The sequence below is a fragment of the Microbacterium galbum genome, from assembly GCF_032464915.1.
GTDB lineage: Bacteria > Actinomycetota > Actinomycetes > Actinomycetales > Microbacteriaceae > Microbacterium > Microbacterium galbum.
In genome coordinates this window covers 540,489-566,577 of record NZ_JAWDIS010000002.1, presented here as the reverse complement: position 1 = coordinate 566,577, position 26,089 = coordinate 540,489, and the positions used below count along the sequence as shown (strand labels likewise).

The 26,089-nt window shown below is 68.6% G+C and carries 31 protein-coding genes, 1 tRNA gene and 1 pseudogene; 23 read left to right on the top strand and 10 right to left on the bottom strand.

Going from position 1 to position 26,089, the window contains the following annotated elements; translation table 11 throughout:
• The first annotated feature begins 60 nt into the window (after positions 1-60).
• The 7 genes from RWH45_RS11905 (at position 61) to RWH45_RS11875 (ending at position 7,872) form a co-directional block, all read left to right on the top strand.
• On the top strand, positions 61-723 hold the full coding sequence (locus tag RWH45_RS11905) for a class I SAM-dependent methyltransferase (RefSeq protein ID WP_437127344.1): 663 nt from the start codon (positions 61-63) through the stop codon (positions 721-723).
• Between the two features lie 62 nt (positions 724-785).
• Positions 786-1,847: a polyprenyl synthetase family protein gene (locus RWH45_RS11900; protein ID WP_315995099.1), complete on the top strand. Its 1,062-nt coding sequence runs from the start codon at positions 786-788 to the stop codon at positions 1,845-1,847.
• Positions 1,848-1,890: 43 nt separating this feature from the next.
• Positions 1,891-3,264 (top strand): FAD-dependent oxidoreductase, encoded by a 1,374-nt coding sequence (locus RWH45_RS11895; RefSeq protein ID WP_315995098.1) that lies wholly within the window; start codon positions 1,891-1,893, stop codon positions 3,262-3,264.
• Between the two features lie 246 nt (positions 3,265-3,510).
• A complete protein-coding gene (locus tag RWH45_RS11890) occupies positions 3,511-4,776 on the top strand; it encodes an extracellular solute-binding protein (protein ID WP_315995097.1) in 1,266 nt (421 codons plus the stop codon).
• A gap of 26 nt (positions 4,777-4,802) precedes the next feature.
• Positions 4,803-5,744, top strand: a complete 942-nt coding sequence (locus tag RWH45_RS11885; RefSeq protein WP_315995273.1) for a carbohydrate ABC transporter permease — start codon at positions 4,803-4,805, stop codon at positions 5,742-5,744.
• Complete coding sequence (locus RWH45_RS11880; protein WP_315995096.1) at positions 5,744-6,592, top strand: carbohydrate ABC transporter permease; 849 nt, start codon at positions 5,744-5,746, stop codon at positions 6,590-6,592. Before RWH45_RS11885 ends, RWH45_RS11880 begins: the two co-directional genes overlap by 1 nt.
• An 11-nt stretch (positions 6,593-6,603) precedes the next feature.
• On the top strand, positions 6,604-7,872 hold the full coding sequence (locus RWH45_RS11875) for an ABC transporter ATP-binding protein (protein WP_315995095.1): 1,269 nt from the start codon (positions 6,604-6,606) through the stop codon (positions 7,870-7,872).
• A 12-nt stretch (positions 7,873-7,884) separates the two neighbouring features.
• Here the strand turns inward: RWH45_RS11875 and RWH45_RS11870 are convergent, their stop codons facing one another.
• Positions 7,885-8,508: a DUF6518 family protein gene (locus tag RWH45_RS11870; RefSeq protein ID WP_315995094.1), complete on the bottom strand. Its 624-nt coding sequence runs from the start codon at positions 8,506-8,508 to the stop codon at positions 7,885-7,887.
• 95 nt (positions 8,509-8,603) lie between these two features.
• Here RWH45_RS11870 and RWH45_RS11865 point away from each other — a divergent pair, with 95 nt between their 5' ends.
• Complete coding sequence (locus tag RWH45_RS11865) at positions 8,604-9,566, top strand: alpha/beta hydrolase (RefSeq protein WP_315995093.1); 963 nt, start codon at positions 8,604-8,606, stop codon at positions 9,564-9,566.
• A 150-nt stretch (positions 9,567-9,716) separates the two neighbouring features.
• Here the strand turns inward: RWH45_RS11865 and RWH45_RS11860 are convergent, their stop codons facing one another.
• Positions 9,717-10,214, bottom strand: coding sequence for a hypothetical protein (locus RWH45_RS11860; RefSeq protein WP_315995092.1), 498 nt, complete (start codon positions 10,212-10,214; stop codon positions 9,717-9,719).
• Between the two features lie 61 nt (positions 10,215-10,275).
• Positions 10,276-10,743 (bottom strand): hypothetical protein, encoded by a 468-nt coding sequence (locus tag RWH45_RS11855; RefSeq protein WP_315995091.1) that lies wholly within the window; start codon positions 10,741-10,743, stop codon positions 10,276-10,278.
• A gap of 245 nt (positions 10,744-10,988) precedes the next feature.
• On the opposite strand from RWH45_RS11855, the gene RWH45_RS16265 reads away from it, so the two are divergent.
• The 5 genes and pseudogenes from RWH45_RS16265 to RWH45_RS11835 all read left to right on the top strand — a co-directional run bounded on the left by RWH45_RS16265 (position 10,989) and on the right by RWH45_RS11835 (position 16,071).
• Positions 10,989-11,324 (top strand): helix-turn-helix domain-containing protein, encoded by a 336-nt coding sequence (locus tag RWH45_RS16265; RefSeq protein ID WP_367575548.1) that lies wholly within the window; start codon positions 10,989-10,991, stop codon positions 11,322-11,324.
• Positions 11,325-11,334: 10 nt separating this feature from the next.
• Positions 11,335-11,520: pseudogene (locus RWH45_RS11850) on the top strand (alpha/beta hydrolase); the annotation flags it as partial.
• A gap of 266 nt (positions 11,521-11,786) precedes the next feature.
• Positions 11,787-14,096 (top strand): hypothetical protein, encoded by a 2,310-nt coding sequence (locus RWH45_RS11845; protein ID WP_315995090.1) that lies wholly within the window; start codon positions 11,787-11,789, stop codon positions 14,094-14,096.
• A 76-nt stretch (positions 14,097-14,172) separates the two neighbouring features.
• On the top strand, positions 14,173-15,879 hold the full coding sequence (locus tag RWH45_RS11840) for an AMP-binding protein (protein WP_315995089.1): 1,707 nt from the start codon (positions 14,173-14,175) through the stop codon (positions 15,877-15,879).
• Positions 15,880-15,930: 51 nt separating this feature from the next.
• The gene (locus RWH45_RS11835; RefSeq protein WP_315995088.1) at positions 15,931-16,071 is read left to right on the top strand and encodes a hypothetical protein; all 141 of its coding nucleotides are present in this window, start codon (positions 15,931-15,933) and stop codon (positions 16,069-16,071) included.
• Here the strand turns inward: RWH45_RS11835 and RWH45_RS11830 are convergent.
• Complete coding sequence (locus tag RWH45_RS11830) at positions 16,052-16,363, bottom strand: hypothetical protein (RefSeq protein ID WP_315995087.1); 312 nt, start codon at positions 16,361-16,363, stop codon at positions 16,052-16,054. The genes RWH45_RS11835 and RWH45_RS11830 overlap by 20 nt on opposite strands.
• Here RWH45_RS11830 and RWH45_RS11825 point away from each other — a divergent pair.
• Both RWH45_RS11825 and arr read left to right on the top strand, forming a co-directional pair.
• Complete coding sequence (locus tag RWH45_RS11825; RefSeq protein WP_315995086.1) at positions 16,344-16,862, top strand: SGNH/GDSL hydrolase family protein; 519 nt, start codon at positions 16,344-16,346, stop codon at positions 16,860-16,862. The two genes, RWH45_RS11830 and RWH45_RS11825, sit on opposite strands and share 20 nt — an antisense overlap.
• A gap of 35 nt (positions 16,863-16,897) precedes the next feature.
• Positions 16,898-17,305 carry an NAD(+)--rifampin ADP-ribosyltransferase gene (gene arr / locus RWH45_RS11820; protein ID WP_315995085.1) on the top strand — a complete coding sequence of 136 codons (408 nt, stop codon included), beginning with the start codon at positions 16,898-16,900 and terminating at the stop codon, positions 17,303-17,305.
• Positions 17,306-17,347: 42 nt separating this feature from the next.
• Here the strand turns inward: arr and RWH45_RS11815 are convergent, their stop codons facing one another.
• The 3 genes from RWH45_RS11815 to RWH45_RS11805 are packed head-to-tail and all read right to left on the bottom strand — an operon-like array spanning position 17,348 to position 18,634.
• Entirely contained in the window at positions 17,348-17,485 is a 138-nt protein-coding gene (locus RWH45_RS11815; protein WP_167494239.1) for a hypothetical protein, read from the bottom strand.
• Positions 17,482-18,123 carry a dihydrofolate reductase family protein gene (locus tag RWH45_RS11810; RefSeq protein ID WP_315995084.1) on the bottom strand — a complete coding sequence of 214 codons (642 nt, stop codon included), beginning with the start codon at positions 18,121-18,123 and terminating at the stop codon, positions 17,482-17,484. The genes RWH45_RS11815 and RWH45_RS11810 overlap by 4 nt, the downstream gene beginning before the upstream one ends.
• 22 nt (positions 18,124-18,145) lie before the next feature.
• Positions 18,146-18,634 (bottom strand): YajQ family cyclic di-GMP-binding protein, encoded by a 489-nt coding sequence (locus tag RWH45_RS11805; protein ID WP_315995083.1) that lies wholly within the window; start codon positions 18,632-18,634, stop codon positions 18,146-18,148.
• 106 nt (positions 18,635-18,740) lie between these two features.
• Between RWH45_RS11805 and RWH45_RS11800 the strand changes: the two genes are divergently transcribed.
• The 4 genes from RWH45_RS11800 (at position 18,741) to RWH45_RS11785 (ending at position 20,818) form a co-directional block, all read left to right on the top strand.
• Complete coding sequence (locus RWH45_RS11800; protein ID WP_315995082.1) at positions 18,741-19,220, top strand: hypothetical protein; 480 nt, start codon at positions 18,741-18,743, stop codon at positions 19,218-19,220.
• Positions 19,221-19,266: 46 nt separating this feature from the next.
• Positions 19,267-19,767, top strand: a complete 501-nt coding sequence (locus tag RWH45_RS11795) for an FBP domain-containing protein (protein WP_315995081.1) — start codon at positions 19,267-19,269, stop codon at positions 19,765-19,767.
• On the top strand, positions 19,764-20,645 hold the full coding sequence (locus tag RWH45_RS11790; RefSeq protein ID WP_315995080.1) for a PfkB family carbohydrate kinase: 882 nt from the start codon (positions 19,764-19,766) through the stop codon (positions 20,643-20,645). Before RWH45_RS11795 ends, RWH45_RS11790 begins: the two co-directional genes overlap by 4 nt.
• A 91-nt stretch (positions 20,646-20,736) precedes the next feature.
• A tRNA-Tyr gene (locus RWH45_RS11785) sits at positions 20,737-20,818 on the top strand.
• 153 nt (positions 20,819-20,971) lie between these two features.
• Here RWH45_RS11785 and RWH45_RS11780 read toward each other — a convergent pair.
• Together RWH45_RS11780 and RWH45_RS11775 are read right to left on the bottom strand one after the other, a co-directional pair.
• Positions 20,972-21,325: a hypothetical protein gene (locus RWH45_RS11780; RefSeq protein WP_315995079.1), complete on the bottom strand. Its 354-nt coding sequence runs from the start codon at positions 21,323-21,325 to the stop codon at positions 20,972-20,974.
• A 92-nt stretch (positions 21,326-21,417) separates the two neighbouring features.
• Positions 21,418-21,792 (bottom strand): DUF7882 family protein, encoded by a 375-nt coding sequence (locus RWH45_RS11775; RefSeq protein WP_315995078.1) that lies wholly within the window; start codon positions 21,790-21,792, stop codon positions 21,418-21,420.
• 147 nt (positions 21,793-21,939) lie between these two features.
• On the opposite strand from RWH45_RS11775, the gene RWH45_RS11770 reads away from it, so the two are divergent.
• A complete protein-coding gene (locus tag RWH45_RS11770) occupies positions 21,940-22,368 on the top strand; it encodes a MarR family winged helix-turn-helix transcriptional regulator (RefSeq protein WP_315995077.1) in 429 nt (142 codons plus the stop codon).
• Here the strand turns inward: RWH45_RS11770 and aztA are convergent.
• Positions 22,340-23,029, bottom strand: coding sequence for a zinc ABC transporter ATP-binding protein AztA (aztA, locus tag RWH45_RS11765; RefSeq protein ID WP_315995076.1), 690 nt, complete (start codon positions 23,027-23,029; stop codon positions 22,340-22,342). The two genes, RWH45_RS11770 and aztA, sit on opposite strands and share 29 nt — an antisense overlap.
• Before the next feature lie 56 nt (positions 23,030-23,085).
• On the opposite strand from aztA, the gene aztB reads away from it, so the two are divergent.
• The 3 genes from aztB to aztC are packed head-to-tail and all read left to right on the top strand — an operon-like array spanning position 23,086 to position 26,062.
• Entirely contained in the window at positions 23,086-23,940 is an 855-nt protein-coding gene (gene aztB, locus RWH45_RS11760; protein WP_315995075.1) for a zinc ABC transporter permease AztB, read from the top strand.
• A gap of 14 nt (positions 23,941-23,954) precedes the next feature.
• Positions 23,955-25,160, top strand: a complete 1,206-nt coding sequence (locus RWH45_RS11755; RefSeq protein WP_315995074.1) for an ABC transporter — start codon at positions 23,955-23,957, stop codon at positions 25,158-25,160.
• Complete coding sequence (gene aztC, locus RWH45_RS11750; RefSeq protein WP_315995073.1) at positions 25,157-26,062, top strand: zinc ABC transporter substrate-binding protein AztC; 906 nt, start codon at positions 25,157-25,159, stop codon at positions 26,060-26,062. Before RWH45_RS11755 ends, aztC begins: the two co-directional genes overlap by 4 nt.
• Positions 26,063-26,089 lie beyond the last annotated feature (27 nt).

The window sequence follows — 26,089 nt, the reverse complement described above, 5'->3', positions numbered from 1 at the left end:
CGGGTGAGCAGCGACCCCAACCGCGCCGACCTCGGCAAAGACCCGCAGCGCGTCAGCGGCATGTTCGACCAGGTCGCCGCAGCCTACGACCGCACCAACTCGGTCCTCAGCCTCGGCAACGACCGCCTGTGGCGCGCGGCCGTCCTGCGGGCCGTGGCGCCGAAGAGCGGGGAGCGCATCCTCGACCTCGCGGCCGGGACCGGTACTTCGTCGATGGCCTTCGTGCCCAGCGGCGCCCAAGTGGTCGCCGCCGACTTCTCGAAGGGCATGATCGCCGAGGGGCGCCGTCGTCACGGCGACGTGCCGAACCTGGAGTTCGTGCAGGCGGATGCCACCGACCTGCCGTTCGAGGACGGCGAGTTCGACGCGGTGACGATGTCGTTCGGTCTGCGCAACGTCAACGACCCCCGTCGCGCGCTCCGGGAGCTCCGCCGGGTGACCCGCCCCGGCGGCCGCATCGTCGTGTGCGAGTTCTCGCACCCGCCGTCGCGCGCGTTCAACGGTCTCTACCGCTTCTACAACGACCGGGTCCTCCCCGTCGTGGCCAAGGCCATGAGCAGCAACGCCGAGGCCTACGACTACCTCAACGAGTCGATCCGCGACTGGCCCGACCAGCCCACCCTGGCGCGCTGGATGCGCGACGCGGGATGGGATGACGTCGCCTACCGCAACCTGTCATTCGGGATCGTGGCGTTGCACCGCGGCATCCGCCCGGCCTCCTAGGGCCCTGTCAACCGTCGAGATACCCGCGGCGGCCTCCGGCTGCGCCAGGATAGGCTGAAATCGTGACCCCGAGACCGTCTGCGGCCAGCACCCGCCTGTCGGGAAAGCTGGGCCTGAGCGACCGCATCTTCGCCGGCCTGCGTTCTCGCACCCTCCTCTCCACCGTGGAGGCCGGACTGGCGCGCGTCGAGAGCGAGCTCGAGGGCGAGGTACGCAGCGCCGACAAGCTCGCCGACGTGACCGCCCGCTACCTCTACGAGGCCGGCGGGAAGAGGGTCCGGCCGATGCTCGCGATCCTCACGGCGCAGCTCGGTCAGGGCACGACCAAGGAGGTCGTCGAGGTCGCCACGGCCCTCGAGCTGACCCACCTCGGCTCGCTGTACCACGACGACGTCATGGACGGTGCCGACAAGCGTCGCGGTGTGCCCAGCGCTCAGACGGTGTGGGGCAACAACATCGCCATCCTCACCGGCGATCTGCTCTTCGCCCGCGCGAGCCAGCTGATGGCCCGCCGCGGCGAGCGGGCGATCCAGCTGCAGGCCGACACGTTCGAGCGTCTCGTGCTCGGGCAGATGCACGAGACCGTCGGCCCGCAGGACGGCGACGAGCCCGTCGACTTCTACCTGCAGGTGCTCGCCGACAAGACGGGGTCGCTCATCGCGGCTGCCGCGCAGTCGGGAATCATCTACTCCGGTGCTCCCGAGGAGTTCGAGGAGCCCATGGTCGTCTTCGGTGAGAAGGCGGGCGTCGCCTTCCAGCTGCTCGATGACGTCATCGACCTCTCGCCCGACCCGTCCGAGACGGGCAAGGTGCCCGGCACCGACCTGCGTGCGGGCGTGCCGACGATGCCGTACCTGCTTCTCGGGCATCGCTCCGACGCGGCATCCACCGATCTGCGCGCGCGCATCGACGACGGCCAGGAGCGCATCGCTGCGGGCGCCGATCCGTCGATCCTCGACGGCGCGCTCGCCGAACTGCGCGACCACGAGACCACGCACGAGACCCTGGCTCTCGCGCACCGCTGGTCGCAGGAGGCCATCGACGCTCTCGCGCCGCTGCCCGACGGTGCCGTGCGCGAGGCGCTGACGCGCTTCGCCCGCGCCGTGGCCGACCGCTCGGCCTGACCCTTTTCCCCCACCCCCCCCCGATCGCGATCGAGAGGAACCCATGACGAAGCTGCGCCTCGCCATCGTCGGAGCCGGCCCCGCCGGCATCTACGCCGCGGACATCCTGCTGAAGGCCGAGCGTCAGTTCGACGTGTCGATCGACCTGTTCGAGCAGCTCCCCGCGCCCTACGGCCTGGTCCGCTACGGCGTGGCCCCCGATCACCCGCGCATCAAGGGCGTCATCACGGCCCTGCGCGAGGTGCTCGACCGCGGCGACATCCGCATCTTCGGCAACGTCCGCTTCGGCGAGGACATCACCCTCGACGACCTCAAGAAGCACTACAACGCCGTGATCTTCTCGACCGGCGCGATCCGCGACGCCGACCTCGACATCCCCGGCATCGACGCGGAGGGCTCCTACGGCGCCGCCGACTTCGTCAGCTGGTTCGACGGGCACCCCGACGTGCCGCGCGAGTGGCCGCTCGAGGCGGAGTCGGTCGCGGTGATCGGCAACGGCAACGTCGCCCTCGACATCACGCGCATGCTCGCCAAGCACGCCGACGACCTGCTGCCCACCGAGGTGCCCGACAACGTCTACCAGGGACTCAAGGCCTCGCCCGTCACCGACGTGCACGTCTTCGGCCGCCGTGGCCCCGCGCAGGTGAAGTTCACCCCCCTGGAGCTGCGCGAACTCGGCGAGCTGCGCGACGTCGACATGGTCGTCTACGACGAGGACTTCGACTACGACGAGGCGTCCAAGACCGCGATCGAGACGAACAAGCAGGTCAAGGTCATCGACCGGGTGCTGCAGCAGTGGCGCACCCGCCCGGGCGTCAACAACGCCGGGGGAGAAGCCTCGCGCCGCCTGCACCTGCACTTCTGGGCCAAGCCCCTCGAGGTCGTGAAGGACGCGGACGGCCGCGTCGCCGCCCTCCGCTACGAGCGCACCCGGCCCGACGCCGAGGGCGGGGTCGTCGGCACCGGCGAGATCCGCGAGGTCCCGATCCAGGCGATCTACCGCGCGGTCGGCTACTTCGGTTCCCCGCTGAAGGACATCCCGTTCGACGAACTGCGCGGCGTCATCCCCAACCACGAGGGCCAGGTGCTCTCGGCCGACTCGAATTCCCGCATGCCGGGTCTGTACGCCACCGGCTGGATCAAGCGCGGCCCCGTCGGTCTCATCGGACACACCAAGTCGGACGCCATGGAGACGGTGCGCCACGTCATCAACGACCAGGGCGACTGGTGGCGCCCCGAGCACCCCGAGGAGGAGTCGATCCCGGGCCTGCTCGCGGAGCGCGGCGTGCGCTGGACCGACCTCGACGGCTGGCACCGCCTCGACGAGCACGAGATGGCCCTCGGCGCGCCGCACGAGCGTGCGCGCATCAAGGTCGTGCCCCGTGACGAGATGATCGCGATCTCGCGCGGAGAGTAACCCGCGTGTGCGAAGAGCCGCCCCGTCGTCGCGACGTGGGCGGCTCTTCCGCGTCCGGGCCCAGCCGCGCCGGCGCGCCCGCAGGAGCGCGTGACCGCCGTCTCTCCGCGCCGCCGAGGAGGCTCCTCGCGAATATCATCCGCCCCTCGTGGGGGCAAGCCTGAGGCTGTGAAAACCCTTTGCTCGGCAGGATGGAGCCCACGACGAGGGGGCCGTCCGGTCCCCGCACCGAGGCGAGGGGGCCGGATGCGAACGGTGAGACGGATCGTGGCCGGAGCCTCGGCGCTGGCCCTCGCGGGCACTCTCGGGGCCTGCTCCGCCGGTGACGGGGTGCCCACCCTGACCTGGTACATCAACCCCGACGACGGCGGTCAGGCCGAGATCGCGGCATCCTGTACCGAGGCCGCTGACGGGGCGTACCGCATCGAGACCTCGCTGCTGCCGCGCGATGCCGCCTCGCAGCGCGAGCAGCTCGCCCGCCGTCTGGCGGCGAGTGACCGGTCGCTCGACATCATGAGCCTCGACCCGCCGTTCATCCCCGAGCTCGCCGAGCCCGGCTTCCTCGCGCCGGTTCCCGACGACCTGCAGAACACCGACGGCATCGTCGAGGGGGCGGTGCAGTCGGCCAGCTGGAACGGCGAGCTGGTGACGGTGCCCTTCTGGGCGAACACGCAGCTGCTCTGGTACCGCAAGTCGGTCGCCGAGGCCGCGGGCCTCGACATGACGCAGCCCGTGACCTGGGACCAGATCATCCAAGCCGCCGAGGACCAGAACAAGCAGCTGGGCGTGCAGGGCGCCCTCGCCGAGTCGCTCACGGTCTGGATCAACGCCCTGGTCGCGTCGGGCGGAGGGAAGATCCTCGAGGACCCCGAGGCGAAGCCCGACGAGATGCAGCTCGGACTCGAGTCCGACGCGGGCAAGAAGGCCGCCGAGATCATCGGGCGCATCGGCTCCTCGGGCCTGGGCGGCGCGGGGCTGCCGACCGCGGATGAGAACGCGAGCATGAACCTCTTCCAGGGCGACAACGGCTCGTTCATGGTCAACTGGCCCTTCGTCTACCCGGCCATGCAGGGGGCAGCTCCCGAGGTCGTCGACGACCTCGGCTGGGCGGTGTACCCCCGAGTGGATGCCGGCACCCCGGCCGCCCCTCCCGTCGGCGGCATCAACCTCGGCGTCGGGGCGTACAGCGAGCACGTCGACCTCGCCTGGCAGGCCGTGCAGTGCATCGTGACCCCGGAGAATCAGGCGCAGTACTTCGTCACCAACGGCAACCCGCCCTCCAACCTCGCCGCGTACGACGACGCCGAGGTGAACGAGAAGTTCCCGATGGCATCCACGATCGCGGAGTCCCTGCAGCTGGGTGCGCCCCGACCGCAGACGCCCTACTACAACGAGATCTCCATCGGGCTGCAGCGCACGTGGCATCCGCCGAACGCCGTCACCCCCGATACGACGCCGCAGACCTCGACCGACTTCATCCTCGCGGTGCTCAGAGGGGAGCGACTGCTGTGACCGCCGAAATCGCCGCGGCCGGCAAGATCCGGGCCGATAAAGAACCGGGTGCGAAGCCCAAGAAGCGGCGCTCCGACCGCGCGCGGGCGGAGGCCCGCCTGGGCTGGATGCTCGCGGGCCCCGCCTTCGGCATCATGCTCCTGGTCACGCTGTATCCGATCGTGCAGGCGCTGTGGGATTCGCTGTTCAGCCTGCGCCTCACCGCGCCCGACGACCGCGAGTTCATCTGGTTCCGCAATTGCCAGGTCATCCTCGGCGACCCGGCCTTCTGGCAGTCGATGGGCGTGACGCTGTTCATCACCGTCGTCACGGTGCTGCTCGAACTGATCATCGGGTTCGGGTTCGCGCTCGTCATGCACCGCGCGATCAAGAAGCTCCGCGGCTTCGCCCGCACGGCGATCCTCGTGCCCTACGGCATCATCACCGTCGTCTCGGCCTTCGCGTTCTTCTACGCCTTCGACATCAACTCCGGCGGGTACGTCAACAGCTGGCTGTCGTGGATCCCCGGGTTCGACGAGAACCTCAACTGGTTCGCTTATCAGGGCACCTCGCTCACGGTCATCATCCTCAGCGAGGTGTGGAAGACCACGCCCTTCATCTCTCTCCTGCTGCTGTCGGGTCTTGCACAGGTGCCCGGCGACCTCGAGGAGGCCGCGAAGGTCGACGGGGCCACCGGCTGGGAGGTGCTGCGCCGCGTGATCCTGCCGAACATGAAGGCCGCGATCATGGTCGCCGTGCTCTTCCGCACGCTCGAGGCGTTCCGCATCTTCGACAACATCTTCATCATGACCGCGGGGGCGAACGACACCGAGGCGCTGTCGCTGCTGGCCTACAACACCTCGATCGGGCGCCTCGAGATCGGACTCGGCTCGGCGATCTCGGTGCTGCTGTTCCTCAGCGTCCTGATCATCGCCGGCATCTTCATCAAGGGCTTCAAAGTGGACCTGTCGGCGGGGAGGAACTCCTGATGCGCGCAATGACCTGGCCCCAGCGGATCATGTGGCTCGTGATCATCGCGGCCGTGCTCGTCTGGTCGCTCTTCCCGGTCTTCTCGATCGCGATGACGTCGTTCAAGACCCAGGCGGGCCTGTTCTCGGGGACGCTCCTCCCGCAGGAGTGGACGCTCGACAACTACGCCACGATCCTCGCCCCGGGCGGCAGCGCGCAGGACCTGTTCCTCCCGGCCCTGCGTAACTCGATCGGCATCTCGCTCATCGCGACCTTCATCGCCGTGGTGCTCGCGACCCTCTGCGCCTACGCGATCGCGCGCCTGGACTTCCCCGGCAAGCGCATCATCCTCACCACGGCGCTCGCGGTCTCGGTGTTCCCGATCGTGTCGATCGTCACGCCGCTGTTCAACCTGTGGCGCGTGATCGGCCTGTACGACACGTGGCTCGGCCTGATCATCCCGTACCTGTCGCTCACGCTGCCCATCTCGATCTGGACGCTCGCCGCGTTCTTCCGCCAGATCCCGTGGGAGCTCGAGCAGGCCGCGCAGGTCGACGGCGCCACGCCGTTCGAGGCTTTCCGCAAGACGGTCGTGCCGCTCGCGGCTCCCGGGGTGTTCACCACCGCGATCATCGCCTTCTTCATCGCGTGGAACGACTTCGTCTACGGCATCTCGCTGACATCGACGGATGCCGCCCGCCCGGTGCCCGCGGCCCTGTCGTTCTTCACCGGGGCCTCGCAGTTCGAGGAACCCACGGGCGCGATCTCGGCCGCGGCCATCGTCGTCACCATCCCCATCGTCATCGTCGTCGTGATCTTCCAGCGCCGGATCGTGTCCGGTCTCACGCAGGGCGCCGTCAAAGGCTAAGGAGCGAGTCCATGGCATCCATCACTCTCAACAGGATCGTCAAGACCTACGACGACGGCTTCACCGCGGTGAAGGGCGTCGACCTCGACATCGCCGACGGGGAGTTCGTGATCCTCGTCGGGCCTTCGGGCTGCGGAAAGTCGACGCTGCTGCGCATGATCGTCGGTCTCGAGGACATCTCCGACGGAGAGCTCAAGATCGCCGACGAGGTCGTCAACGACAAAGCGCCGAAGGACCGCAACCTCGCGATGGTCTTCCAGAACTACGCGCTGTACCCGCACCTCACGGTCTACGAGAACATCGCCTTCCCGATGCGTCTGAAGTCGAGCGACCTCGACGACAAGGAGATCGACGAGCGCGTGCGACGCGCCTCGAAGCTGCTCGAGCTCGACGAGCACCTCGAGCGCAAGCCCGCGAACCTGTCCGGCGGTCAGCGCCAGCGCGTGGCGATGGGGCGCGCGATCGTGCGCAACGCCAGCGCGTTCCTCTTCGACGAGCCGCTGTCGAACCTCGACGCGAAGCTGCGCGGGCAGATGCGCACCGAGATCGCGCGGCTGCAGCGCTCGCTCGGCATCACGACCGTCTACGTCACGCACGACCAGACCGAGGCCATGACCCTCGGCGACCGGGTCGCGGTGCTGCGCCGGGGTGAGCTGCAGCAGGTCGCGAGCCCCCGCGGGCTCTACGACCAGCCGGTGAACCTCTTCGTCGCGGGCTTCATCGGGTCGCCGCCCATGAACTTCCTCAGCGGCACGGTCGACGGCGACGTGCTGCGCCTGCCCATCGCCGACGTGCCGCTCGACGACCGGCTGCGCAAAGCGGTCGAGGGCCGCGACCTCGTCATCGTCGGGGTGCGTCCCGACGCCTTCGAAGACGCGGATGCCACCGAGCGCGACCTCGCGGGAGGGATCACCGCCGAGCTCGACATCGAGATGACGGAATGGCTCGGCGAGGTGCTCTACGCCTACGTGCCGTACGAGACCGACGAGACGGTGAAGGAGAAGCTGTCGGAGCTCGACCGCGACCTCGACGGCGAGAGCCTGCGGACCGAACTCGTCGTGGCCCTGGATGCCATGAGCTCCATCCGCGCGGGAGACGCGGCGCGCCTGTGGTTCTCGCCGGACTCGCTGCACCTGTTCGACCCGGAGACGGGCGTGAACCTCACGCGCGACGAGGCGAAGGCCGAGAAGCTCGAGGAGGACGCCCGGGCCGCACGCCAGCGCGCGCTGGAGCGCGCCAAGGAACGGGCGTCGCGCGAGGAGGCCTCGGCGTCGAGCTGACCGTCCCGGTCCTCAGCCGGCGGAGCCGAGCTGCCCCAACCAGAGGTAGAAGGCGATGAACGCCGCCGCACCGCCGAGCGCGAGGACGACGCCGACGACCGCGGGTACGATCCGGTGTCGCGCGGCATGCACGGCGGCGGTCATCAGCGCCAGGCCGGCCACGATCTGCACCACCCAGTACACCGGGCTCGTCGAGGCGGCGACGACCGTGAGGCCGTACACCCCTTCGCCGATCAGCACCGCGGCGACGGGCGCGGCGGCGAACGGCTTCCATGCGGCGGCACCTCTGCGCAGAAGGGACGCCGAGAGTCCGACCACGGGCCCGGCGAAGACTCCGATGACCGTGAACGTGTCCTGGAACGGTTCGGCGTAGAAGAAACCGCGCCAGCCCGAAACGATCCGGTAGCCCTCGATCAGCAGCACGAACGACACGATGCCCAGCGCCGCGGCCACCGGCGGACGTGCGCGCGTCAGCCAGACCAGACCGAACGCGAGCATCGTCCAGCCGCCGGCCGAGTTGGCGAACGACACGAGGGCGGCGGGGAGCACGGTCTGGCCGACGCTCGTCAGTCCACCGAGGACGAGCGAGGCGGCGGCGACGGAGAGAGCGGGGACGAGCCAGTGACGGGGGTGCACGTTCCCACGCTAGGAAGACCCGGCCGTCCGCGCGTCCGCCGGCAGAGGGCGCTGCGTCATCCTCGAGGCGGATATCGCCGCCGTAGGCTGAGGCGATGGGCGAGTGGCATCCGGACGTCCTCGGCGAGGGCTTCGAGCAGCGTTCTCTCCCGCTGCGCCCCGACGACGAGGGGGAGGTCGTCGCCACCCTCGTGCGCTCACGTCCCCACCCGGGCGCGCGCCTGTTCGGGGAGTGGCGCGACGTCGACGTGCTGTACGTGCACGGGTGGTCGGACTATTTCTTCCAGACCGACCTCGCGCACTTCTTCACCGATCGCGGCGCGCGGTTTCACGCCCTCGATCTGCGCAAGTACGGTCGCAGCCTCCGGCCCGGTCAGACACCCGGCTACACCGTGTCGCTCGACGTCTACGACGCCGACATCGCCGCGGCCCTCGATGCGATGGGCACCGCCGGCGAGGGGCGTCGCCTCGTGCTGCTCGGGCACAGCACGGGTGGCCTCACCCTCACGCTGTGGGCGGCGCGACACCCGGGAGTGGCCGATCTGCTCGTGCTGAACAGCCCGTGGCTCGAGCTGCAGCTGGGCCCGCTCGGGCGTCAGGCGCTCGCGCCGATCGTGAACGTCCGCGCCCGGCTCGACCCGCTCGGCACCCATCCGGTCGTCGATCTGGGGTTCTACACCCGCGCTCAGCGGGAGATCGGGACGCTGCCCGACGCCCCCGACGGATGGCGTCCGGCGCAGGGCTTTCCCACCCACCCCGGCTGGCTCGCGGCGATCATCGCGGGGCACGCGCGGGTGGCATCCGGGGTCGACGTCGGGTGCCCGGCCCTCGTGCTGCTGTCGAAGCGGTCGACCTCGGCGCTCAGCTGGAGCGACGCGATGCTCTCGAGCGACTCGGTGCTCGTCGTCGACGACATCGCGCGAGCCGCCACCCGCATCTCGGCGACCGTCACCCTGGCCCGCATCGACGGGGCGCTGCACGACGTGTTTCTGTCGGCGCCCGCGGCGCGGGATGCCGCGTACGCGGCGCTGGAGGACGGAGTCACCCGACGCCGGTGACGCTCAGGCGCGGCAGAACGTGATGCGGGCAGGGACGGTCAGCCGCCCCTGCCCGCCTTCTCGACATGAGAGTTACGGCCTTCGCCTCGCTTCAGGCACTCTGTCGAAATAGGCGACACGGCACTGCTCCGATAAAAGAATGCGCGCTACTCAGCTGGTCCGGTCTCGTGGTTGTTCTGCCGCCGTAACGACCCGGTCATCAGCGCGTTCGCTTGTCCGAACCGCTGCCGTGCTCGATGAAAAGAGTACGACCATCCCCGTGACGGCGAGCCAGCACGCAGTCCAAATGCCGTGCCCGGGTATGCCATCGGCACTGCCCCAGTCGACCCAGAAGAACCCGCCGTCGACGAGCGGACATGCAGTCACCACCGCAGCGATCGCGAACACCCGGGCCGAGAACCCTGGAAGGACCTTGGCGATAACGGCGGCAACGACGGCGAGCCCGAGGACTGCCCATACCTCAACCAGGGGCGCATATTCGTAGGACGTTATCGCTTCCCAACACGCCGGGCTCATTGTGGTGCGCGATGCATTCGCACACGATGCCCAGTAGCCGGCTGATTCCCAGGTCACCCATATGGCTGTGCCGACGAGCAGAACGGAAAGCGCGAGGCCGACGAGCCGTCGGAGGGTCGGATGCTGCCCCATGCCCGAGATTCTAGCCCGCTCGAGCATGGGGCCATGGGTCTGGTTCGATAACATGAAGTGATCAGCAGGAGCGGAGACCGCGCACGTTCGCACCGAGGTTGTTCACCTTGTACCAAACGCCGTCGGAGCGTGTGTTGCGGAAGTCGACGGTGCCGCCGAATCCTGGTCCGACGTTCATCGTCAGGCACGACGTGGGGGGAACGTAAACTGCGTCCCAGTCGTAGAACCTCCCAGATGAGTCCTTGAAGATATTCGAGTTCTGGTTGCCACCGAGTGTCGCGGTGACGCCGGACACAGTGCCGACGTAGGAGCTGTAAGTCGGGGAGAAATTGGTTGCGATACGGATGTTGACCCCGGAGGTGTTGTAGATCACTCCGCAGTCGATCTGTAGCTGGTCGGAGGTGCAGCGTGCATCGGTCGCGTTCGCCGGAACCGATCCCAGCACTACTGCGATGCTCGCCAACAGCACGCCGAGGACGGCCCCTACGAGCTTGGTCCTCGATCGTCTTTGAATACGTACGGATTGCATTCCACGCCTCACCTTCGGTCGTTTTGACGGCACCAGTTGGAACCTGAGACGAGCGAAACGTGCGGAAGCCGAGCGTTCCAGACCACAAGATGCCTTGACTCGTTTCCGGGGATGGTGACTACCAGGTGAACGGGTGAAGCGGCCCGGCGACGGGTGAAGCGGGATAGCGATGACGGCCCTGGGCCGCTACGTTCACCGGTGTATCCAGACATGCGGGATCTGACGAGGCGGGCTCGGAGGGTGCGGTGGAACAGGTCGAACAGGCCTTGTGGTGCGTTGCGAGTCAGGTATTTCGAGCTCGGCGAAAACGCGGCGCCTCTCAAGAACAGATTGCGCATCATGCACAGATTGCGGTGCATACGTACCGCCGCATTGAGACAGGCGGGGCTGGGTCGTCACTGGACTCGCTCATCCGAGCCATGGCGGTTCTCGGCATCGAGCACCTCTACGTCCCTGGCCCGGGTAGGCCCGTCGCCCCGTCACAAGAGGATCCGCGCGCCAGTAGCTCCCGACCCCATACCGCTTGCGCCGAAACCGTCACTGCGCCCCATTGCAGGAGTGACTGCCTACAGATGACCTGATGAGACAAACGACGCGATGCTCTCGAGCGACTCGGTACTCGTCGTCGACGACATCGCGCGAGCCGCCACCCGCATATCGGCGACCGTCACCCTGGCCCGCATCGACGGGGCGCTGCACGACGTGTTCCTGTCGGCGCCGGCGGCACGGGATGCCGCGTACGCGGCGTTCGGCGCGGGGCTGCGCCCACTGCGATGAGCTTCCGCTTCTCGTTCCACGCCCTTGCAATATTCAGCCCTGGGACAGCTGGAAGACGGATCGTAAGATCATTCCGCTCGTCGGTGGACCATTGCGAGCTGGTACTCGCACGGCGCCCAGTTGGCCAGTATGTTGTTGGCAACTCGAACGAGAGGTGTCCGGTGATTCCGAATCTAGCTCCCGAGGTGCTAAAAGAGCTTCCCACGGACGATCTCCGAGAGAGATTTGTGAGACTCGTGGACCTAATGCGTATCTTGGCCGACTGCGTGATCGCGCACGACTACACAATCTCGGACCGCATCAACGCGTCTATTCATCTGACTCCCGTGGGGGATCAGATCTTCTCTAAAGCGGCCACCGCTCGCACTGACCGGATACCGGCCAAGGAAGCGCGGCTGCTGTGTGCGCTGGCCATCGGTCAACGCGATCTCTTCGTCGACCTGGAGTCGACCGATCTGAAGCAGCTGGCTCGAGGCATCAGCGAAGAGATAATCGCTGGAAACATCCGTTTTGCCTACGACTTCGGTCGAGACTCCTACGATGCGTACGCGTCGATGTTCGACGAGGGGCAGGCGGTACTCTCGTACGCTGAGACTCAACGGTTCCTTGACGCAACACCACGGGGAGTGCATCAGTACGGCCGATTTGTGGTCGGCCCGTACGGCTTGCGTCAATCTCGGTCGACACGTCAAATCCACTCAGGTCGACGAATTCAAGCATTTCATTGCTCGGACTCCATGTGCGATGTGGTGCACCGAGTGCATCTCAGCACCAGCGACGCGGCCGGAATTAATGCGCATCGCGAGAGGTTCAACGTGTTCCTCGGAGGTGATGAGGAGAAGAACTTCGACTGGTTCGGAGCCGCTGACGACATACGCGACGTGCCGGCTCTCCTTTTTAGTGATGCTCATGTTGGCGTCTCCGCCACCCTCGTCGGTGACGGATTGGACGTGTCCGAGCTCAGAGCGCTGGTGAATCATTTACTCGATGGAACGGCAGGTGATCTTCGCGCCGACGTCGGGCCGTTCCTGAAAGTGGGAAAAGCTGGGGAGCTGACGTCCTCGCTGGATCACGCACAGTTGATGCAGATTGTCTTGCTAGCGAGAGAAAGCTCGATCCGGGACGCTCTCGATCAGCTGGTTCAGGAAGGCAAGATCGATGTGCCGGTCGGTGAGGTCCGTCAACCTGTAATCAACCGGGACCGCCGCTCTGGTGCTTTTGGGTTACTCCCTGAACTTGGATCACATGGCGTGCGCTTCTCCTCGCAGGATGAGGGATTCGCGATGCTGCGCTTGAAGCATGAAATTCGATCATTGACTGACTTTCTTGCGGGCGAAGAAGTCGAAGAATTGTCATGGCAGATTCGGGATGTGGAGGGCGAGACTCTCGCCGAGCGCATCGACACGTTCTTCAGAGTTACCTCCCCAGCGGAATGTATCGAGCGGCTAGTGATGCCGCGCAAGTCGTATGTCTTGCGCCTCGCGAAGAATGTCGGAGTCACGCAGGGGTTGTCTGACCCGGACCAGGATATTGTTAGCAAAATCATGTGGAAACTGGGGTATCCATTGCATGACGAACAGGACCCCCGGGCGGAGTTCTGGCGCTTGCATCAGAAGCTATCGGGTCTTGCCAAGGCATCGCATACTCCCGGAGCCAGGGAAACGGAGGAATTCCTGGGGACCGCAAGCAAGTTTTTCCGAGAGCTCGAGCGGTATCTTTCTGAGGCCCTCGCATTCTCCGCATGGGTGTTGATGCATGACCACTCTGCTGATGCCAACCCCTTCGAATATGGATTGGAGTCAGATTACGCGCGAGGAATGGGGTTGGTGCAAGAAGCGGCAGACAAGCTTGAAGATAATGTCATGTCTTTTGATTTCCTCTCCGAGAAACTCGATCTTTACACCTTGATCAGGGGATTTGAGTTCCTGTCGAAAGGGCTTGAGTGCGTAGAAGAAGAAGGCGACTCCTTCGGTCGGTCGACGGAGGATATTCCCGCCTATGCCCGGGGGAGTGAACTGAAGAAATTCCCATTTAAAAAAACTGTGCCATACCTGAACCTCACGGAACGCTCCAGGGTGCGTCTGCGAGAACAACTACGCGAGATTGCCAGGTCTTTGCAACGCGGAAAGGTAGCTGACGTCCGTAACGAGCACCAGCACTACAGGAAGACGGCAGGCGGTGTAGAACAGATCGAGACGGCCCTTCGCGAGATTGAGGTCAGTCTCCGCACGCTGGAGTCGGCAGGCTTGTCGCTAGTGGAATTTCGGCTCGAGGATGCGGTTCACGACCGGTGGGGGCGAAGCGAGTACTATTTCGCGGCTCCGCGAGGGGCGCGTCACGTGGTGACGCGTCCATCAGGGTTCGACTGGCTTGGTTTGCCTGACCTCGACGTGCCACAGTACGTTGTGCCCGGCGCTGTCTTTGCGGAGCCGAATGAGGTGCTCCGCGTTAAGCGACGCATCGACAGTCCCTACTCTCAGTTGTGGAGTGAGTATCCGAAACGGCGTCGCTCTCGGAGCACAGGACTGAGTCAAACTGGCGTTGATCATCCGGCGTCGGAGGTGCGCAATACGTAGGTTCTCGCGTCTGGTGCGAGCTGCGACGGCGTCGCGAACCGACGGGTCTAGCGTAGAACGCGATCCAAGGAGCACCATGATCCCCACCGCATCCGCGTCGACGTCCGCGACCGAGCGTTACCGTGCCGCCCGAGACGAACTCCTCGCCGCCCGCACCGACCCGGCGCGCGCCGCCGCCTTCGCGTGGCCCCGCTTCGAGGGGCCGTTCAACTGGGCGATCGACTGGTTCGACCCGATGGCGCGGGGGAACGACGCGACGGCGCTCATCGTGGTCGACGACGACGAGACGCACCACGAGCGCACCTTCGACGAGCTCGCGCGTCGCTCCGATCAGGTCGCGGCCTGGTTGTCGTCGCAGGGCGTCGCTCGCGGCGACGCCGTGCTGCTCATGCTGAACAATCAGGTGGAGCTCTGGGAGGCGATGCTCGCCATCATGAAGCTCGGCGGGGTCATCGCCCCCACCACGACCGCCCTCGGCCGCGTCGACCTGGGCGACCGCATCGCGCGCGCCGACATCCGCCACGTCGTGGTGGGAGCCGCCGACGCCGACAAGTTCGACGACCTGCCCGAGGGCCTCGGCCGCATCGTCGTGGGCGGAACCCACCCGGGCTGGGTCTCGTACGACGACGCCTTCCTCCAGGATGCCGAGCCGGCAGGGCATCCGGGAACCACCGCCGATGAGCGCCTGCTGCTGTACTTCACCTCGGGAACGACGTCGAAGCCGAAGCTCGTCGAGCACACGCACGCCTCGTACCCGGTCGGACACCTCAGCACCATGTACTGGCTCGGACTGCAGCCCGGCGACGTGCACCTGGCGATCAGCTCTCCGGGATGGGCGAAGCACGCGTGGAGCCTGTTCTTCGCGCCGTGGATCGCGGGCGCGACAGTGCTGGCCCTGAACTACGCGCGCTTCTCGGCCGAGCGCCTCCTGGCCGAGCTCGAGCGCGACCGTGTCTCGACCTTCTGCGCTCCGCCGACCGTGTGGCGCATGCTCATCCAGGCCGACCTGACCGGCCGCCGTGGGGCGCTGCGCGAGGTCGTGTCGGCGGGCGAGCCGCTCAATCCCGAGGTCATCGCCTCGGTGCAGCGGGCGTGGGGCCTCGACATCCGCGACGGCTACGGGCAGACCGAGATGACGGCGGTCGTGGCGAACACGCCCGGCGCCGACCTCGTGCCGGGGTCGATGGGGCGTCCGCTCCCGGGGTGCCCGGTCGTGCTGGTCGATCCGGTGACCGGTGAGCGCACCGACGAGGGCGAGATCTGCATCGACCTGTCCGCGCGCCCGGTCAACCTCATGACGGGGTACGTGGGGGATGCCGAGCGCAACGCCGAGGCGTTCGCCGACGATCTCTTCCACACCGGCGACGTCGCCCGCCGCGACGAGACCGGCAGCATCACCTACATCGGCCGCACCGACGACGTCTTCAAGGCGTCGGATTACAAGATCAGTCCGTTCGAGCTCGAGAGCGTCCTCATCGAGCACCCCGCCGTCGTCGAGGCCGCGGTCGTCCCCGCCCCCGACGACCTGCGCCTCGCCGTCCCCAAGGCGTACATCGTGCTGGCGGGCGGGCACGAGGAGGGCGAAGAGGTGGCGCTGGACATCCTGCGCTTCGCGCGCGAGCGACTGGCTCCCTTCCAGCGCGTGCGTCGCGTGGAGTTCTTCGACCTGCCGAAGACGATCTCGGGCAAGATCCGCCGGGTCGAACTGCGTCAGCGGGAGGAGGCGGTGTTCCGCGGCGAGGTGGTCTGCGTGGAGTGGCGCGACGATTCCCTTCGCGGATGACACGGCCCGCAACCCCTCGCATCGCGCCCGCCGACATGTGAGCATCGGTACATGGACCACGAGAAGAAGCAGCCCTTCGAGAACCCCACCGTCGACGACGAGAGCGACATGCCCTCGCTGCAGGAGGAACGCAACGTGGGACGCGACACCGAGCGCGAGATCACCCAGATGATCAACGGCATCGAGGGCTGAGTCCCTCGTTGCGTCCCCGAGCGGCCTGGACGGTCGCGATCAGCGTCGTCGCGGTCGCGGCCGTCGTCGGTGTCGCCGCCGTGGTGATCTCCGCCGGACGGAACGCGCCGGAGACGGCCCCCGCGGCATCCGCGTCCCCCCGGCCGAGCGCATCTGCTACCCGGACGCCCACCCCGACGCCGACGCCGACGCCCACTCCGACGCCGACGCCGACGGCGCGGCCGGGAACCGTGCTCGTCGAGCGGAAGGGCGACGAGAGCGTCCGCATGCTCGTGGCCGGGGATTCGCTCACCGCCGGGTTCTTCGCCACCACCAAGGACGAGGGTTTCATCCACCTGGTGGCCGCCGAGATCGGACGGGTCGACATCACGGGTGCCGCGCAGGCGCAGCAGACGCTGTCGACGGTCGCGGCCGTGACCGACGTGCCCGCCGACGTCGGAGTCGCCGTCGTCGAGCTCGGCACCAACGACGTCGGCGTGCCGACCCCTCTCGCCGACTTCGAGCAGCAGTACGCGAGCCTGCTCGATCGCATCCGGTCGACATCCCCCCGGGCCGGGCTCGTGTGCCTCGGCACCTGGACCGCCGACGGCGGGGCCTACGACGAGGTCGTCTCGCGCACGTGCGCCGCGCGCGCCGGCGTGTACGTGTCGCTCGCCGAACCGTTCGCGAACGCGGACTTCCACGGGCCCGCGGGGCGCGACACCTTCGCCGGGGCGGGCGACGAGTTCCACCCGAACGACGCCGGGCACCGGGCGATCGCCGATGCCGTCCTGGCGGCGTTGACGTACTGACGCGCGTTCGCCACGCAACGTGCGACACTCACGGAATGGATGACGTGCTCGACCCCGGTCCGTTCTTTCACGGCACGAAGGCGGCTCTCGGCGTGGGCGACCTCCTCACCCCCGGTTTCCGGTCGAACTACCGCCCCGAGATCGTGATGAACCACGTCTACTTCACGGCGCTGCTCGACGGGGCCGGCCTGGCCGCCGAGATCATCCCCGGAGACGCGCCACCCCGCGTCTACGAGGTCGAACCACTGGGAGCCTTCGAGAACGACCCGAACGTCTCCGACAAGAAGTTCCCGGGCAACCCGACCCGCTCGTTCCGCACCACGTCCCCTCTGCGCATCCTCGCGGAGCGCGACGACTGGACGCGACTCACCCCCGAGGCGTTGGCTTCGTGGCGCGAGCGCCTGATGACGCTGCGCGACGAGAACGCCGAGATCATCAACTGACGGCCGGCCCGGGCGTCGGTTCTCGTCGCGCCCGCGGCACGGTCACACCGGCTCGGTCGTGCGGATCAGGCCGCAGTTCACGCACGACCACGCGACGAGGAAGCGCTCGTCGTCGAGGATCTCGAAGCGCAACGGATCGCCGCACGTCGGGCAGGTCAGGGGGTCGAGCGGCCGGCTCATCGCGAGAAGGTCACGTGGACGACGCCGCTCTCCGCGACCTCCGAGGCGACCGTGTAGCCGGTGTCGAGACCGGGGAGGTCGTCCCACAAGCGGCCGCCGCGACCGAGGATCACGGGGCGCACCGCCACATGCAGGCGGTCGACGAGGCCGGCGGCCAGGGCGGCGCGGACGGTGGAGAGTCCGCCGCCGACACGGACATCGGCGCCGTCGGCGAGATCGCGTGCTCGGGCGACGGCAGCCGAGATCGCCTCCGACGAGAACTCGAAGCGCGTGCCGTTGGCGAACGAGATCGGCTCGCGCGGTCGATGCGTCAGCACGATGACGGGCACACGGAACGGCGGTTCGTCGCCCCACCATCCGCGCCAGTCGGGGTCGTCGGGGAAGGAATGGAGGCCGAACATCGCGGCCCCCATCACCTCTGCGCCGATGCCCTCGAAGTACGCGGCGGCATAGCGGTCGTCGATCCCGGTGGTACCGGCACCGGAAGCGTCGCCGAACACGCGCGCGCGGAACGTGCGCGTCGCCATGTAGTCCTCGACGAGCCGGCCCCAGTCCGCGCCCATGGGGTTCTCGGGCGTCGGATCGGCGGGCGCGGCGACGCCGTCGAGGGAGATGTTCAGATCGACGCGGACGGCCATGTCATCCTCCCCGCGGACGGGCTCAGCGGTAGTTCGTGAACTGCAGGTCGACGTCGAGGTCGGCGGCCTTGAGAAGGCGCTGCACCTCCTGCAGGTCGTCGCGCGACTTCGACTGCACGCGCAGCTCGTCGCCCTGGATCTGCGACTTCACGCCCTTGGGGCCTTCGTCGCGGATGATCTTGCCGATCTTCTTCGCGTTCTCCTGCGAGATGCCCTCCTTCAGCGTGGAGGTGATGCGGTATTCCTTGCCGCTCTGCACCGGCTCGCCGCTGTCGAGGCTCTTGAGCGAGATGCCGCGCTTGATGAGCTTGGTCTGGAACACGTCGAGCACGGCGTTCGCGCGCTCCTCGGAGTTCGCCTTGATGACGATCGACTCGCCGCTCCACGCGATGGAGGCGTCGGTGCCCTTGAAGTCGTAGCGCTGCTCGACCTCTTTGTGCGCCTGGTTGAGGGCGTTGTCGGCTTCCTGCCGGTCGATCTTGGAGACGATGTCAAACGATGAGTCAGCCATGATCCAAAGGTACCGGCGCGCAGGAGTGGCGTCCCGGGGCTGGACGTCGTGTCCCTCGAATGCACAGCGCCTCGACACCCGGCGCGGTCGCGCCTAGCGTCGGGTGATGGCCGTGCGTGGAACACCCATCGTCCTGACCGTGCTCGCTCTGGTGGTGATCGGAGCCGCGGGGTGCGCACCCGACGCCGAACCGGCGACCGAGCCTTCCCCGGCGCCGACCGCCACGCCGGTGTCGCAGACCCCCCGTCCGTACGCGGTGCCTTCCGCCGGGCCCGCCGAGGTCGCCCGTGCCGTCTTCGAAGTGGTCGACGGGGTGAACACCACCGACACCGTGCTCTCCGACGCCTTCGACGCGGGCGACGCGCTGACGGTCTCGGGCCAATGCGAAGGAGGGGAACGGATGACGTATGCGCTGCGCGACTCCACCCCGGACGGGGAGGGTGCCGTGCTGACCAGCGGGACGTTCCGGTGCGACTCCTCGGCGCCGCAGGGGAACACGTACGGCGTCGGGTTGTCGGGCACCGTGCAGGTCGTGCTCACCGTCGATTCGGACACGGAACGGGCCTGGGTGACGGTGACGAAGTGAGACCGGCAGGCGCCACGGCTCCGTGTCGCTCGTAGACTCGGATGCCATGCGAGCACTCACCGAAGACGAGGTCAGGGACGCGTTCGTCAACGCCACCCCCGACGAGCTGCGGATCATCGCCCTACCCCACGACTTCCTGCTGGCGGACTGGGACCACCTCGACTTCCTCGCGTGGCGCGACCCCCGCACGCGCGGGCGCGGCTACGTGCTCACGGAGCACGACGGCGAGCCCACGGCTGTCGTGCTGCGGGCGGCCGAGGGGCAGTCCCGCGCGCGGTCGGCGATGTGCAACCTCTGCCACACGATGCAGCCCGGAGACCAGGTGTCGCTGTTCACGGCGCGCAAGGCCGGCGAGGCGGGAGAGCACGGCGACACCGTCGGCACCTACATCTGCGCCGACCTGTCGTGTCACGAGACGGTGCGCCTCGCGGCCCCGCTCGCCCCCAGCGAGATCCGCGCGAGCGTCGACCGCAAGATCGACGGCACCAAGCGCCGCACCGAGGAGTTCGTCTCGCGCGTGCTCGATGCCGCGGAGGTGACCCGGTGACCGGACGCGTGGTCGTGATCGGCGACGCCCTCATCGACGAGCTGCGAGACGAGACGGGCGTGCGCGAGTTCGTCGGCGGAGCGGGGCTCAACGTGGCCGTGGGCCTGTCGAGGCTCGGAGTGCCGGCATCCCTCATCGCCATGGTCGGAGACGACGACGCGGGGGAGCAGATCCGCCGCTACCTCGAGCAGTACGACGTCGAGCTGCTCGCGAGCCCGTCGGAGCACGGCACGTCGCGCGCTGTCAGCACGCGCTCGCCGGGTGGTGAGCCCGAGTACGTGTTCAACGACGCCGCCCAGAACCGCCGCGTCTCGTACGGCGACGCCGAGCACGCCGCGATCGCCGCCGCCCCGATGGTCGTCGTGAGCTGCTTCCCCTTCGACGATCGCGAGCAGACCGACCTGCTCGTGGATGCCACGGCCTCGCCGTCGACGCCCCTCGCGATCGACCCGAACCCCCGCAGCGGCATGCTCCACGATCGCACCGAGTTCGTCCGCGGCTTCGAGAAGGCGGCATCCGGAGCGCTGCTCGTGAAGGTCGGCGAGGACGATGCGCGTCTGCTCTATGACGCGCCGCTCGAGCAGCTCCGCGAGAAGCTCGTCGCCCTCGGCGTCGGCGCGGTGCTGGCGACGTACGGCGCCGGGGGAGCGGCGATCGACGCCGACGGCACCTCGGTGTCGCGGGGGATCTCCGAACTGCCGGGCCGCATCGTCGACACGATGGGAGGGGGCGACGCCGTGCTCGCCACGACCGCCGCCCTCGTGCGCGACCGCCTGCCCGCGACGGCGGAGGAGTGGAATGCCGTGCTCTCGCGCGCCATGGACGTGGCCGCCGCCACCTGCCGACACGAGGGAGCACTGCTGCGGACGCCCGAGTGACGGCGCGCGTGGTTTGAGGCACCCCTCCGGGGATAGTAGAGTGGTTTCTCGCGCCTCTGGTCGACTGAGAAAGCCGGGCGGGTGCGCATCTGGCGAGTTACCCAAGCGGCCAAAGGGATCTGACTGTAAATCAGACTGCATTGCATTCGGGGGTTCGAATCCCTCACTCGCCACCGGAAGAACAAACCCCTCCTCGCGGAGGGGTTTTTCTTTTCCCGAGCGGGGATCGTCCGCGCGGACGCGCGCACGGCGACGGGGCGACGCGAGATCGGGACTCGACGACGCGGAGACTCCGCGTCCGCCGCCCCGCGGCGACGCATCGCCCGTCAACAGGCGGCGAGCAGCGCCTTCGACTTGGTCTCGAGGAACGCGACGAGCGCGCCGAGGACGTTGACCTCGTTGCCGAGGTTGACGAGCTCGACCGCACCGAGCTCGATGGTGGCGTCGCGTGCCTCCATCGTCGCCTTCCACGTGCCGTCGCCACCCGCGATCGGCTGCAGGTAGGTGATCGTCTTGGCGTTGCTCAGGTCGACGACGATCAGACCGATGTCGGCGTCGGGATCGGCGTCGTCATCCTGCTCCAGGACACGGATGTCGCTGCCGGTGAGGTAGCCGAGGCCGCGGAAGTCCGTCAGCCACGCCTCGAGCAGCGCCTTGTCGAGCAGCTTTCGTACCGGCATCCGTCACCTCGATTCAGGCGCATGAATGTCACACGCCCCCCACATTATGGAGGGCGTGGGGGGCGTGCGGCGCCGGGTGGCGAAGCGTGGTATCAGGCGGCTCGCACCGGGCGGCCGGCTGCAGCCGCGCGAGCGGAGTGGACCGGCGTACGGGATGCCTGTTCGGCGGCCTCCCACGTGCGGGTGTCCACGACGAGGCCGGAAGCGGCGTTCGCCTGATCGGCCAAGGAGCGGAGGTAATCGCCGACGAGCTGCTCGGGCTCGGGGGACTCGAAGACGAAGCGCAGGGGGATGGCGGGCTGGAGCCAGATTGTCGAGCGGCCGCTCTCCTCGTCGGTGCCGGTCCAGGTGAGCGTGAAAGACTCCCCGCGGCGCAGCTTCGTCGACGTGATCACCTTGATGTAGCCCATCAGGCGATCGGGGAGGGAGATGGGGGCGGTGTCGGAACCGTAGAACAGCGTGGCCATGATGATCTCCTTCGTCGAGTGGTCGGGTCGCGTTGACTTCTAACGTACCACGTATTTCACGCTGTTAATTATCTTCGCGAAATATTCGGATTCCTCACTAGAGTGGAGTCGAGCGATCGGCCGGATCGCACTCGGAGGGGGGTCGACATGTCGCTTCCCTCTGCGTTGCTCTCGGCGCTCGACGACTACGTCGCGGCCCGCGACGAGGCCATCGCCCGCGCGCGTCGTGACCTGAACGTCAGCGAACTCGAGGCGTCGGCCATGTCGTGCATCGCCGAAGAGCCCGGTATCCGCCCGTCCAACCTGCGCGCGCATCTCGGAGTCACCGCCGCCGGTGTCACGACGCTCGTCGATCGCCTGATCGGCCGTGGCCTGTTGCGACGTGAACTCGACGCCGAGGATCGCCGCGTCAACCACATCTACCTCGAGGTCGACATGGATGACGAGCCGTGGGTGGCGCTGCGACGCTTCCCCCGCGAGGTCGAAGAGGCCGTGCGCTCCGAGCCGGCCGACGTCGCTGCCGCCGCCGCGGAGATGCTCGCGCGCATCACCGAGCGCGTTCGCGCTCGAAGCTGACGCCTTCGACCCCGCTGCGCACGACGCGGCCGTCGGTCAGCTCGACGACGTGATCGGCGGCGGCGATGAGGCGCTGGTCGTGGCTGACGCACACGACCGTGGCTCCGCGCTCGATCTCGCGGGCGACGGCCGTCCGGTTGAGCTTCGCGCTCGCCGCGTCGAGGCCGGTCGTGGGTTCGTCGAGCAGCAGGACGTCGGCGCCGCGGGCGAGCCCCTGGGCGAGGAGGGCCCGCTGCCGCTGGCCGCCCGACAGGATGCCGAAGGGGCGCCGCGCGAGATCCACGATGTCGAGGCGGCGCAGGGCGTCGTCGATGGCTGTGCGGTCGGCGGGCCGCAGGCGGCGGAAGGGCCCCGTTCGTCCCCATGCGCCGATCGTCACGACGTCGCGCACGGTCAAGGGGAGGTGCTCGCCCACCGCCGCGCGCTGCGGGACGAACGAGCGTGAGGACCCGTGGGTTTCGACGCGCCCGGACGACGGCTCGCGAGCCCCCGCGAGGACTTCGAGCAGCGTCGACTTGCCGGCGCCGTTGGCGCCGACGATCACGGTGAGACGGCCGCGCGCCACGACGAGCCCCACTCCGTCGAGTGCGGTCGTGTCGCCGAACGACACGCGCACGGCGTGGGCGGTGAGGGCGGCGACGGGTTCGGAAGGGGGGTGCACGGCATCCATCATACGAGTTTGAGAATCGTTATCACTTAACGCTACGGTCGGACATCGTGTCCTGGCTCACCGATCCCTTCTCCCTCGACTTCGTGATGCGTGCCCTGTGGGGCGGCGTCCTCGTGGCCGTGCTGTGCGCGGTGGCGGGTACCTGGGTGATCGTGCGGGGGATGGCCTTCCTGGGCGAGGCGCTGGCCCACGGGATGCTCCCCGGCGTCGCCCTCGCGACCGTCGCGGGCGTGCCGGTGCTGTTCGGTGCGGCCGCGAGTGCCATCGTGATGAGCCTCGGTATCGGCGCCCTCCAGCGCCGGGCGAAGCTCTCGTACGACACGAGCATCGGGCTGCTGTTCGTCGGCATGCTGGCGCTCGGTGTGATCGTCATCTCGCACGCGGGGAGCTTCGCGACGGATGCCACGGCGATCCTGTTCGGCGACATCCTCGCGGTCGGCGCGGACGATCTCGTCGTGCTCGCGATCGCCGCCGCGATCGGCGTGGCCACGGCGGTGCTTGCCCATCGCGCACTCGTCGCCGCCGCCGTGGACGAGCGCGTCGCGACGGTGCTGGGGCTGCGTCCCCGGATCGCGCAGACGGTGCTCGTCGGCCTGGTCACCCTCGCCGTGGTCGCGTCGTACCAGGCGGTCGGCTCGCTCCTGGTGGTGGGTCTGCTCGTCGCCCCCGCGGTGGCGGCGCGGCAGTGGACCGCGCGCATCCCGACGACCATGCTGCTCGCCGCCGTCGTGGGCTCCGCCGCCGTCGCCGTGGGCCTGCTCGTCTCCTGGCACGGGGCCACCGCCGCGGGCGCCACCATCGCCGCGACCGCGATCGCCGGCGCCGGGCTGTCGTGGGTGCTCCGCGCGACCGTCGACGCCGTCCGCCGCCGCGCGGCATCCCCCATTCCTCTTTCCGTCTGACCCGAAGGCCCCCCATGCTCTCCGCCCCCCGCCGCTGCGCCCTCCTGGGCGCTCTCGGTCTCCTCGTCCTCACCGGCTGCGCCGCTCCGGCCGCGCCCGCCCCGGAGCCCTCCGCCGACACCCACGGCGCGATCGACGGCGCCGCAGAGCTCGCCGAACCCGCCCTGGGCCTCACGACCATCGACGCCGCAGGGAGCGTCTCGCACCTCGACCTGCTCGAGGAGACGACCGTCGAGATCGGCAGCGTGCGCGCGCCCTCCTCGGTGCACTCCGACGGGCGGTACCTGTTCGCCGCCGACGACGAGGGCGTCTCGATCGTGGACAGCGGGGTGTGGACCTGGGACCACGTCGACCACTTCCACTACTACCGGGCCGAGGCGCGGGTGCTCGGCTCCGTCGAGGGACGGGGAGTGGCGACCGTGGCGACGTCGAACTCGTCGACGACGGGAGGTACGGGGCTGTTCTTCCCCGCCTCGGGCGAGGCGGTGCTCCTCGACACCGAGGCGCTGTCGAAGGGCGAGGTCGTCGAGCGGTTCCGGCTCGAGCGTCCCGCCGGAGGGGGCCTGGTCGTCCCCGTCGGATCGTTCGCCGCCGTCGCCTCGGCGGGCGAGGTGACCCTGCACGCGGCCGACGGTGACGAGGTGGGCGCACCCACCCCGTGCATCGACCCGGCCGGCACCATCACCACGCGGGTCGGAGCGGTCATCGGATGCCGCGACGGGGCGCTCCTCGTCACGGTCGCCGATGCGGGCCCGGTCATCGAGCGGATCGCCTACCCCGCGGGGACGACCGCGCCGCGCGCGACGGTCTTCGCCAACCGCGAGGGCCGCCCGACCGTCGCCGCCCCCGCCGGGGAGGCGGGCGTCTGGATGCTCGACACCCGAGAGCGCACCTGGAACCTCGTGCCGACGGCCGAGCCGGTCGTGCAGGCCACGGCCGTCGACGACAAGGACGCCCACCTGCTCGCTCTGACGGCGGACGGGCGTGTGCTCGTGCTCGACGGCGAGACGGGGGAGCTGCGGGCGGCATCCGTACCGCTGGTGGGCGCGAGCCTCGCCGCCGGGAACCCGGTGTCGCTGATCGCCGATCAGCAGCGCGCCTACCTCAACGGCCCCGCGGAGGGTCGCCTGTGGGAGCTCGACTTCGCCGCCGGCGCGCGCGTCGCGCGGGAGTTCACGCCCGAGGATGTTCCGCTCTTCGTCGCGGAGACGGGCCGATGACGGGGCGACGGGCGCTCGCCGCGGCGCTGACCGCCGCCCTGCTCGCGCTGACCGGGTGCGCCGGGGGAGCGGCATCCGACCGCCCGCTGGTCGTCGTGACGACGAACATCCTCGGCGACGTCGTCTCGCATCTGGCCGGTGACGAGGTCGAGGTGCTGACCCTCATGCGCCCCGGCGCCGATCCGCACTCGTTCGAGATCTCGGCGGCCGAGGCCGCCCGCATGCGCTCGGCCGACCTGCTCGTGGCCAACGGCCTGGGGCTCGAAGAGGGGCTGCAGCAGCACCTCGACGCCGCGTCCGCCGACGGCGTCGCGACCTTCGTCGCGGGGGACGCCGTCGAGGTGCTGCCCTACAGCTCGACCGACGCCGACGGCGCTGAGGACCCGCACTTCTGGACCGACCCCGCGCAGATGATCGCGGTCGTCGACGCCCTGTCGCCGGTGCTCGAGGAGTTCGGCGGGACCGCCGTCGCCGACCACGCCGCCGCGTATCGCGCCGAGCTCGCGACGCTGGATGCCGACATGACGGCCGCGTTCGCCGCCATCCCGGCCGAGCGGCGGGCGCTGGTGACCAACCATCACGTGTTCGGCTATCTCGCCGATCGGTTCGGATTCCGCGTGATCGGGGCGGTCATCCCCGGCGGCACGACCCTCGCCGCACCGAGTGCGAGCGACCTGGCAGACCTGGTCGCGGCGATCGATGCGGCGGGAGTGCCGACGATCTTCGCGGAGTCGTCGTCACCGGATCGACTCGTGCGCGCGCTCGCCGACGAGGCCGATCGGCGGGTCGAGGTGACCGAGCTGTTCACCGAGTCGCTCACCGACGCCGCGGGCGACGCCCCCGACTACCTGACCATGATGCGCGTCAACACGGAGCGCATCGCCACCGGCCTGTCGCCGTAAGCGACCGGTCACCACCTGAGAGAGAGA

What these genes read in the sequence shown, in the direction of transcription:
- RWH45_RS11770 (WP_315995077.1), top strand. Translation starts at nt 21,940, where the DNA reads ATGTCGCTTCCCTCTGCGTTGCTCTCGGCGCTCGACGACTACGTCGCG.
- RWH45_RS11815 (WP_167494239.1), bottom strand. Translation starts at nt 17,485, where the DNA reads ATGAGCCGGCCGCTCGACCCCCTGACCTGCCCGACGTGCGGCGATCCG.
- RWH45_RS11865 (WP_315995093.1), top strand. Translation starts at nt 8,604, where the DNA reads ATGGGCGAGTGGCATCCGGACGTCCTCGGCGAGGGCTTCGAGCAGCGT.
- RWH45_RS11810 (WP_315995084.1), bottom strand. Translation starts at nt 18,123, where the DNA reads ATGGCCGTCCGCGTCGATCTGAACATCTCCCTCGACGGCGTCGCCGCG.
- RWH45_RS11905 (WP_437127344.1), top strand. Translation starts at nt 61, where the DNA reads ATGTTCGACCAGGTCGCCGCAGCCTACGACCGCACCAACTCGGTCCTC.
- RWH45_RS11875 (WP_315995095.1), top strand. Translation starts at nt 6,604, where the DNA reads ATGGCATCCATCACTCTCAACAGGATCGTCAAGACCTACGACGACGGC.
- RWH45_RS11780 (WP_315995079.1), bottom strand. Translation starts at nt 21,325, where the DNA reads ATGCCGGTACGAAAGCTGCTCGACAAGGCGCTGCTCGAGGCGTGGCTG.
- RWH45_RS11855 (WP_315995091.1), bottom strand. Translation starts at nt 10,743, where the DNA reads ATGCAATCCGTACGTATTCAAAGACGATCGAGGACCAAGCTCGTAGGG.
- aztC (WP_315995073.1), top strand. Translation starts at nt 25,157, where the DNA reads ATGACGGGGCGACGGGCGCTCGCCGCGGCGCTGACCGCCGCCCTGCTC.
- RWH45_RS11800 (WP_315995082.1), top strand. Translation starts at nt 18,741, where the DNA reads ATGGCCGTGCGTGGAACACCCATCGTCCTGACCGTGCTCGCTCTGGTG.
- RWH45_RS11840 (WP_315995089.1), top strand. Translation starts at nt 14,173, where the DNA reads ATGATCCCCACCGCATCCGCGTCGACGTCCGCGACCGAGCGTTACCGT.
- RWH45_RS11755 (WP_315995074.1), top strand. Translation starts at nt 23,955, where the DNA reads ATGCTCTCCGCCCCCCGCCGCTGCGCCCTCCTGGGCGCTCTCGGTCTC.
- RWH45_RS11895 (WP_315995098.1), top strand. Translation starts at nt 1,891, where the DNA reads ATGACGAAGCTGCGCCTCGCCATCGTCGGAGCCGGCCCCGCCGGCATC.
- RWH45_RS11890 (WP_315995097.1), top strand. Translation starts at nt 3,511, where the DNA reads ATGCGAACGGTGAGACGGATCGTGGCCGGAGCCTCGGCGCTGGCCCTC.
- RWH45_RS11805 (WP_315995083.1), bottom strand. Translation starts at nt 18,634, where the DNA reads ATGGCTGACTCATCGTTTGACATCGTCTCCAAGATCGACCGGCAGGAA.
- RWH45_RS11775 (WP_315995078.1), bottom strand. Translation starts at nt 21,792, where the DNA reads ATGGCCACGCTGTTCTACGGTTCCGACACCGCCCCCATCTCCCTCCCC.
- RWH45_RS11880 (WP_315995096.1), top strand. Translation starts at nt 5,744, where the DNA reads ATGCGCGCAATGACCTGGCCCCAGCGGATCATGTGGCTCGTGATCATC.
- RWH45_RS11795 (WP_315995081.1), top strand. Translation starts at nt 19,267, where the DNA reads ATGCGAGCACTCACCGAAGACGAGGTCAGGGACGCGTTCGTCAACGCC.
- RWH45_RS11860 (WP_315995092.1), bottom strand. Translation starts at nt 10,214, where the DNA reads ATGGGGCAGCATCCGACCCTCCGACGGCTCGTCGGCCTCGCGCTTTCC.
- arr (WP_315995085.1), top strand. Translation starts at nt 16,898, where the DNA reads ATGGATGACGTGCTCGACCCCGGTCCGTTCTTTCACGGCACGAAGGCG.
- RWH45_RS11835 (WP_315995088.1), top strand. Translation starts at nt 15,931, where the DNA reads ATGGACCACGAGAAGAAGCAGCCCTTCGAGAACCCCACCGTCGACGAC.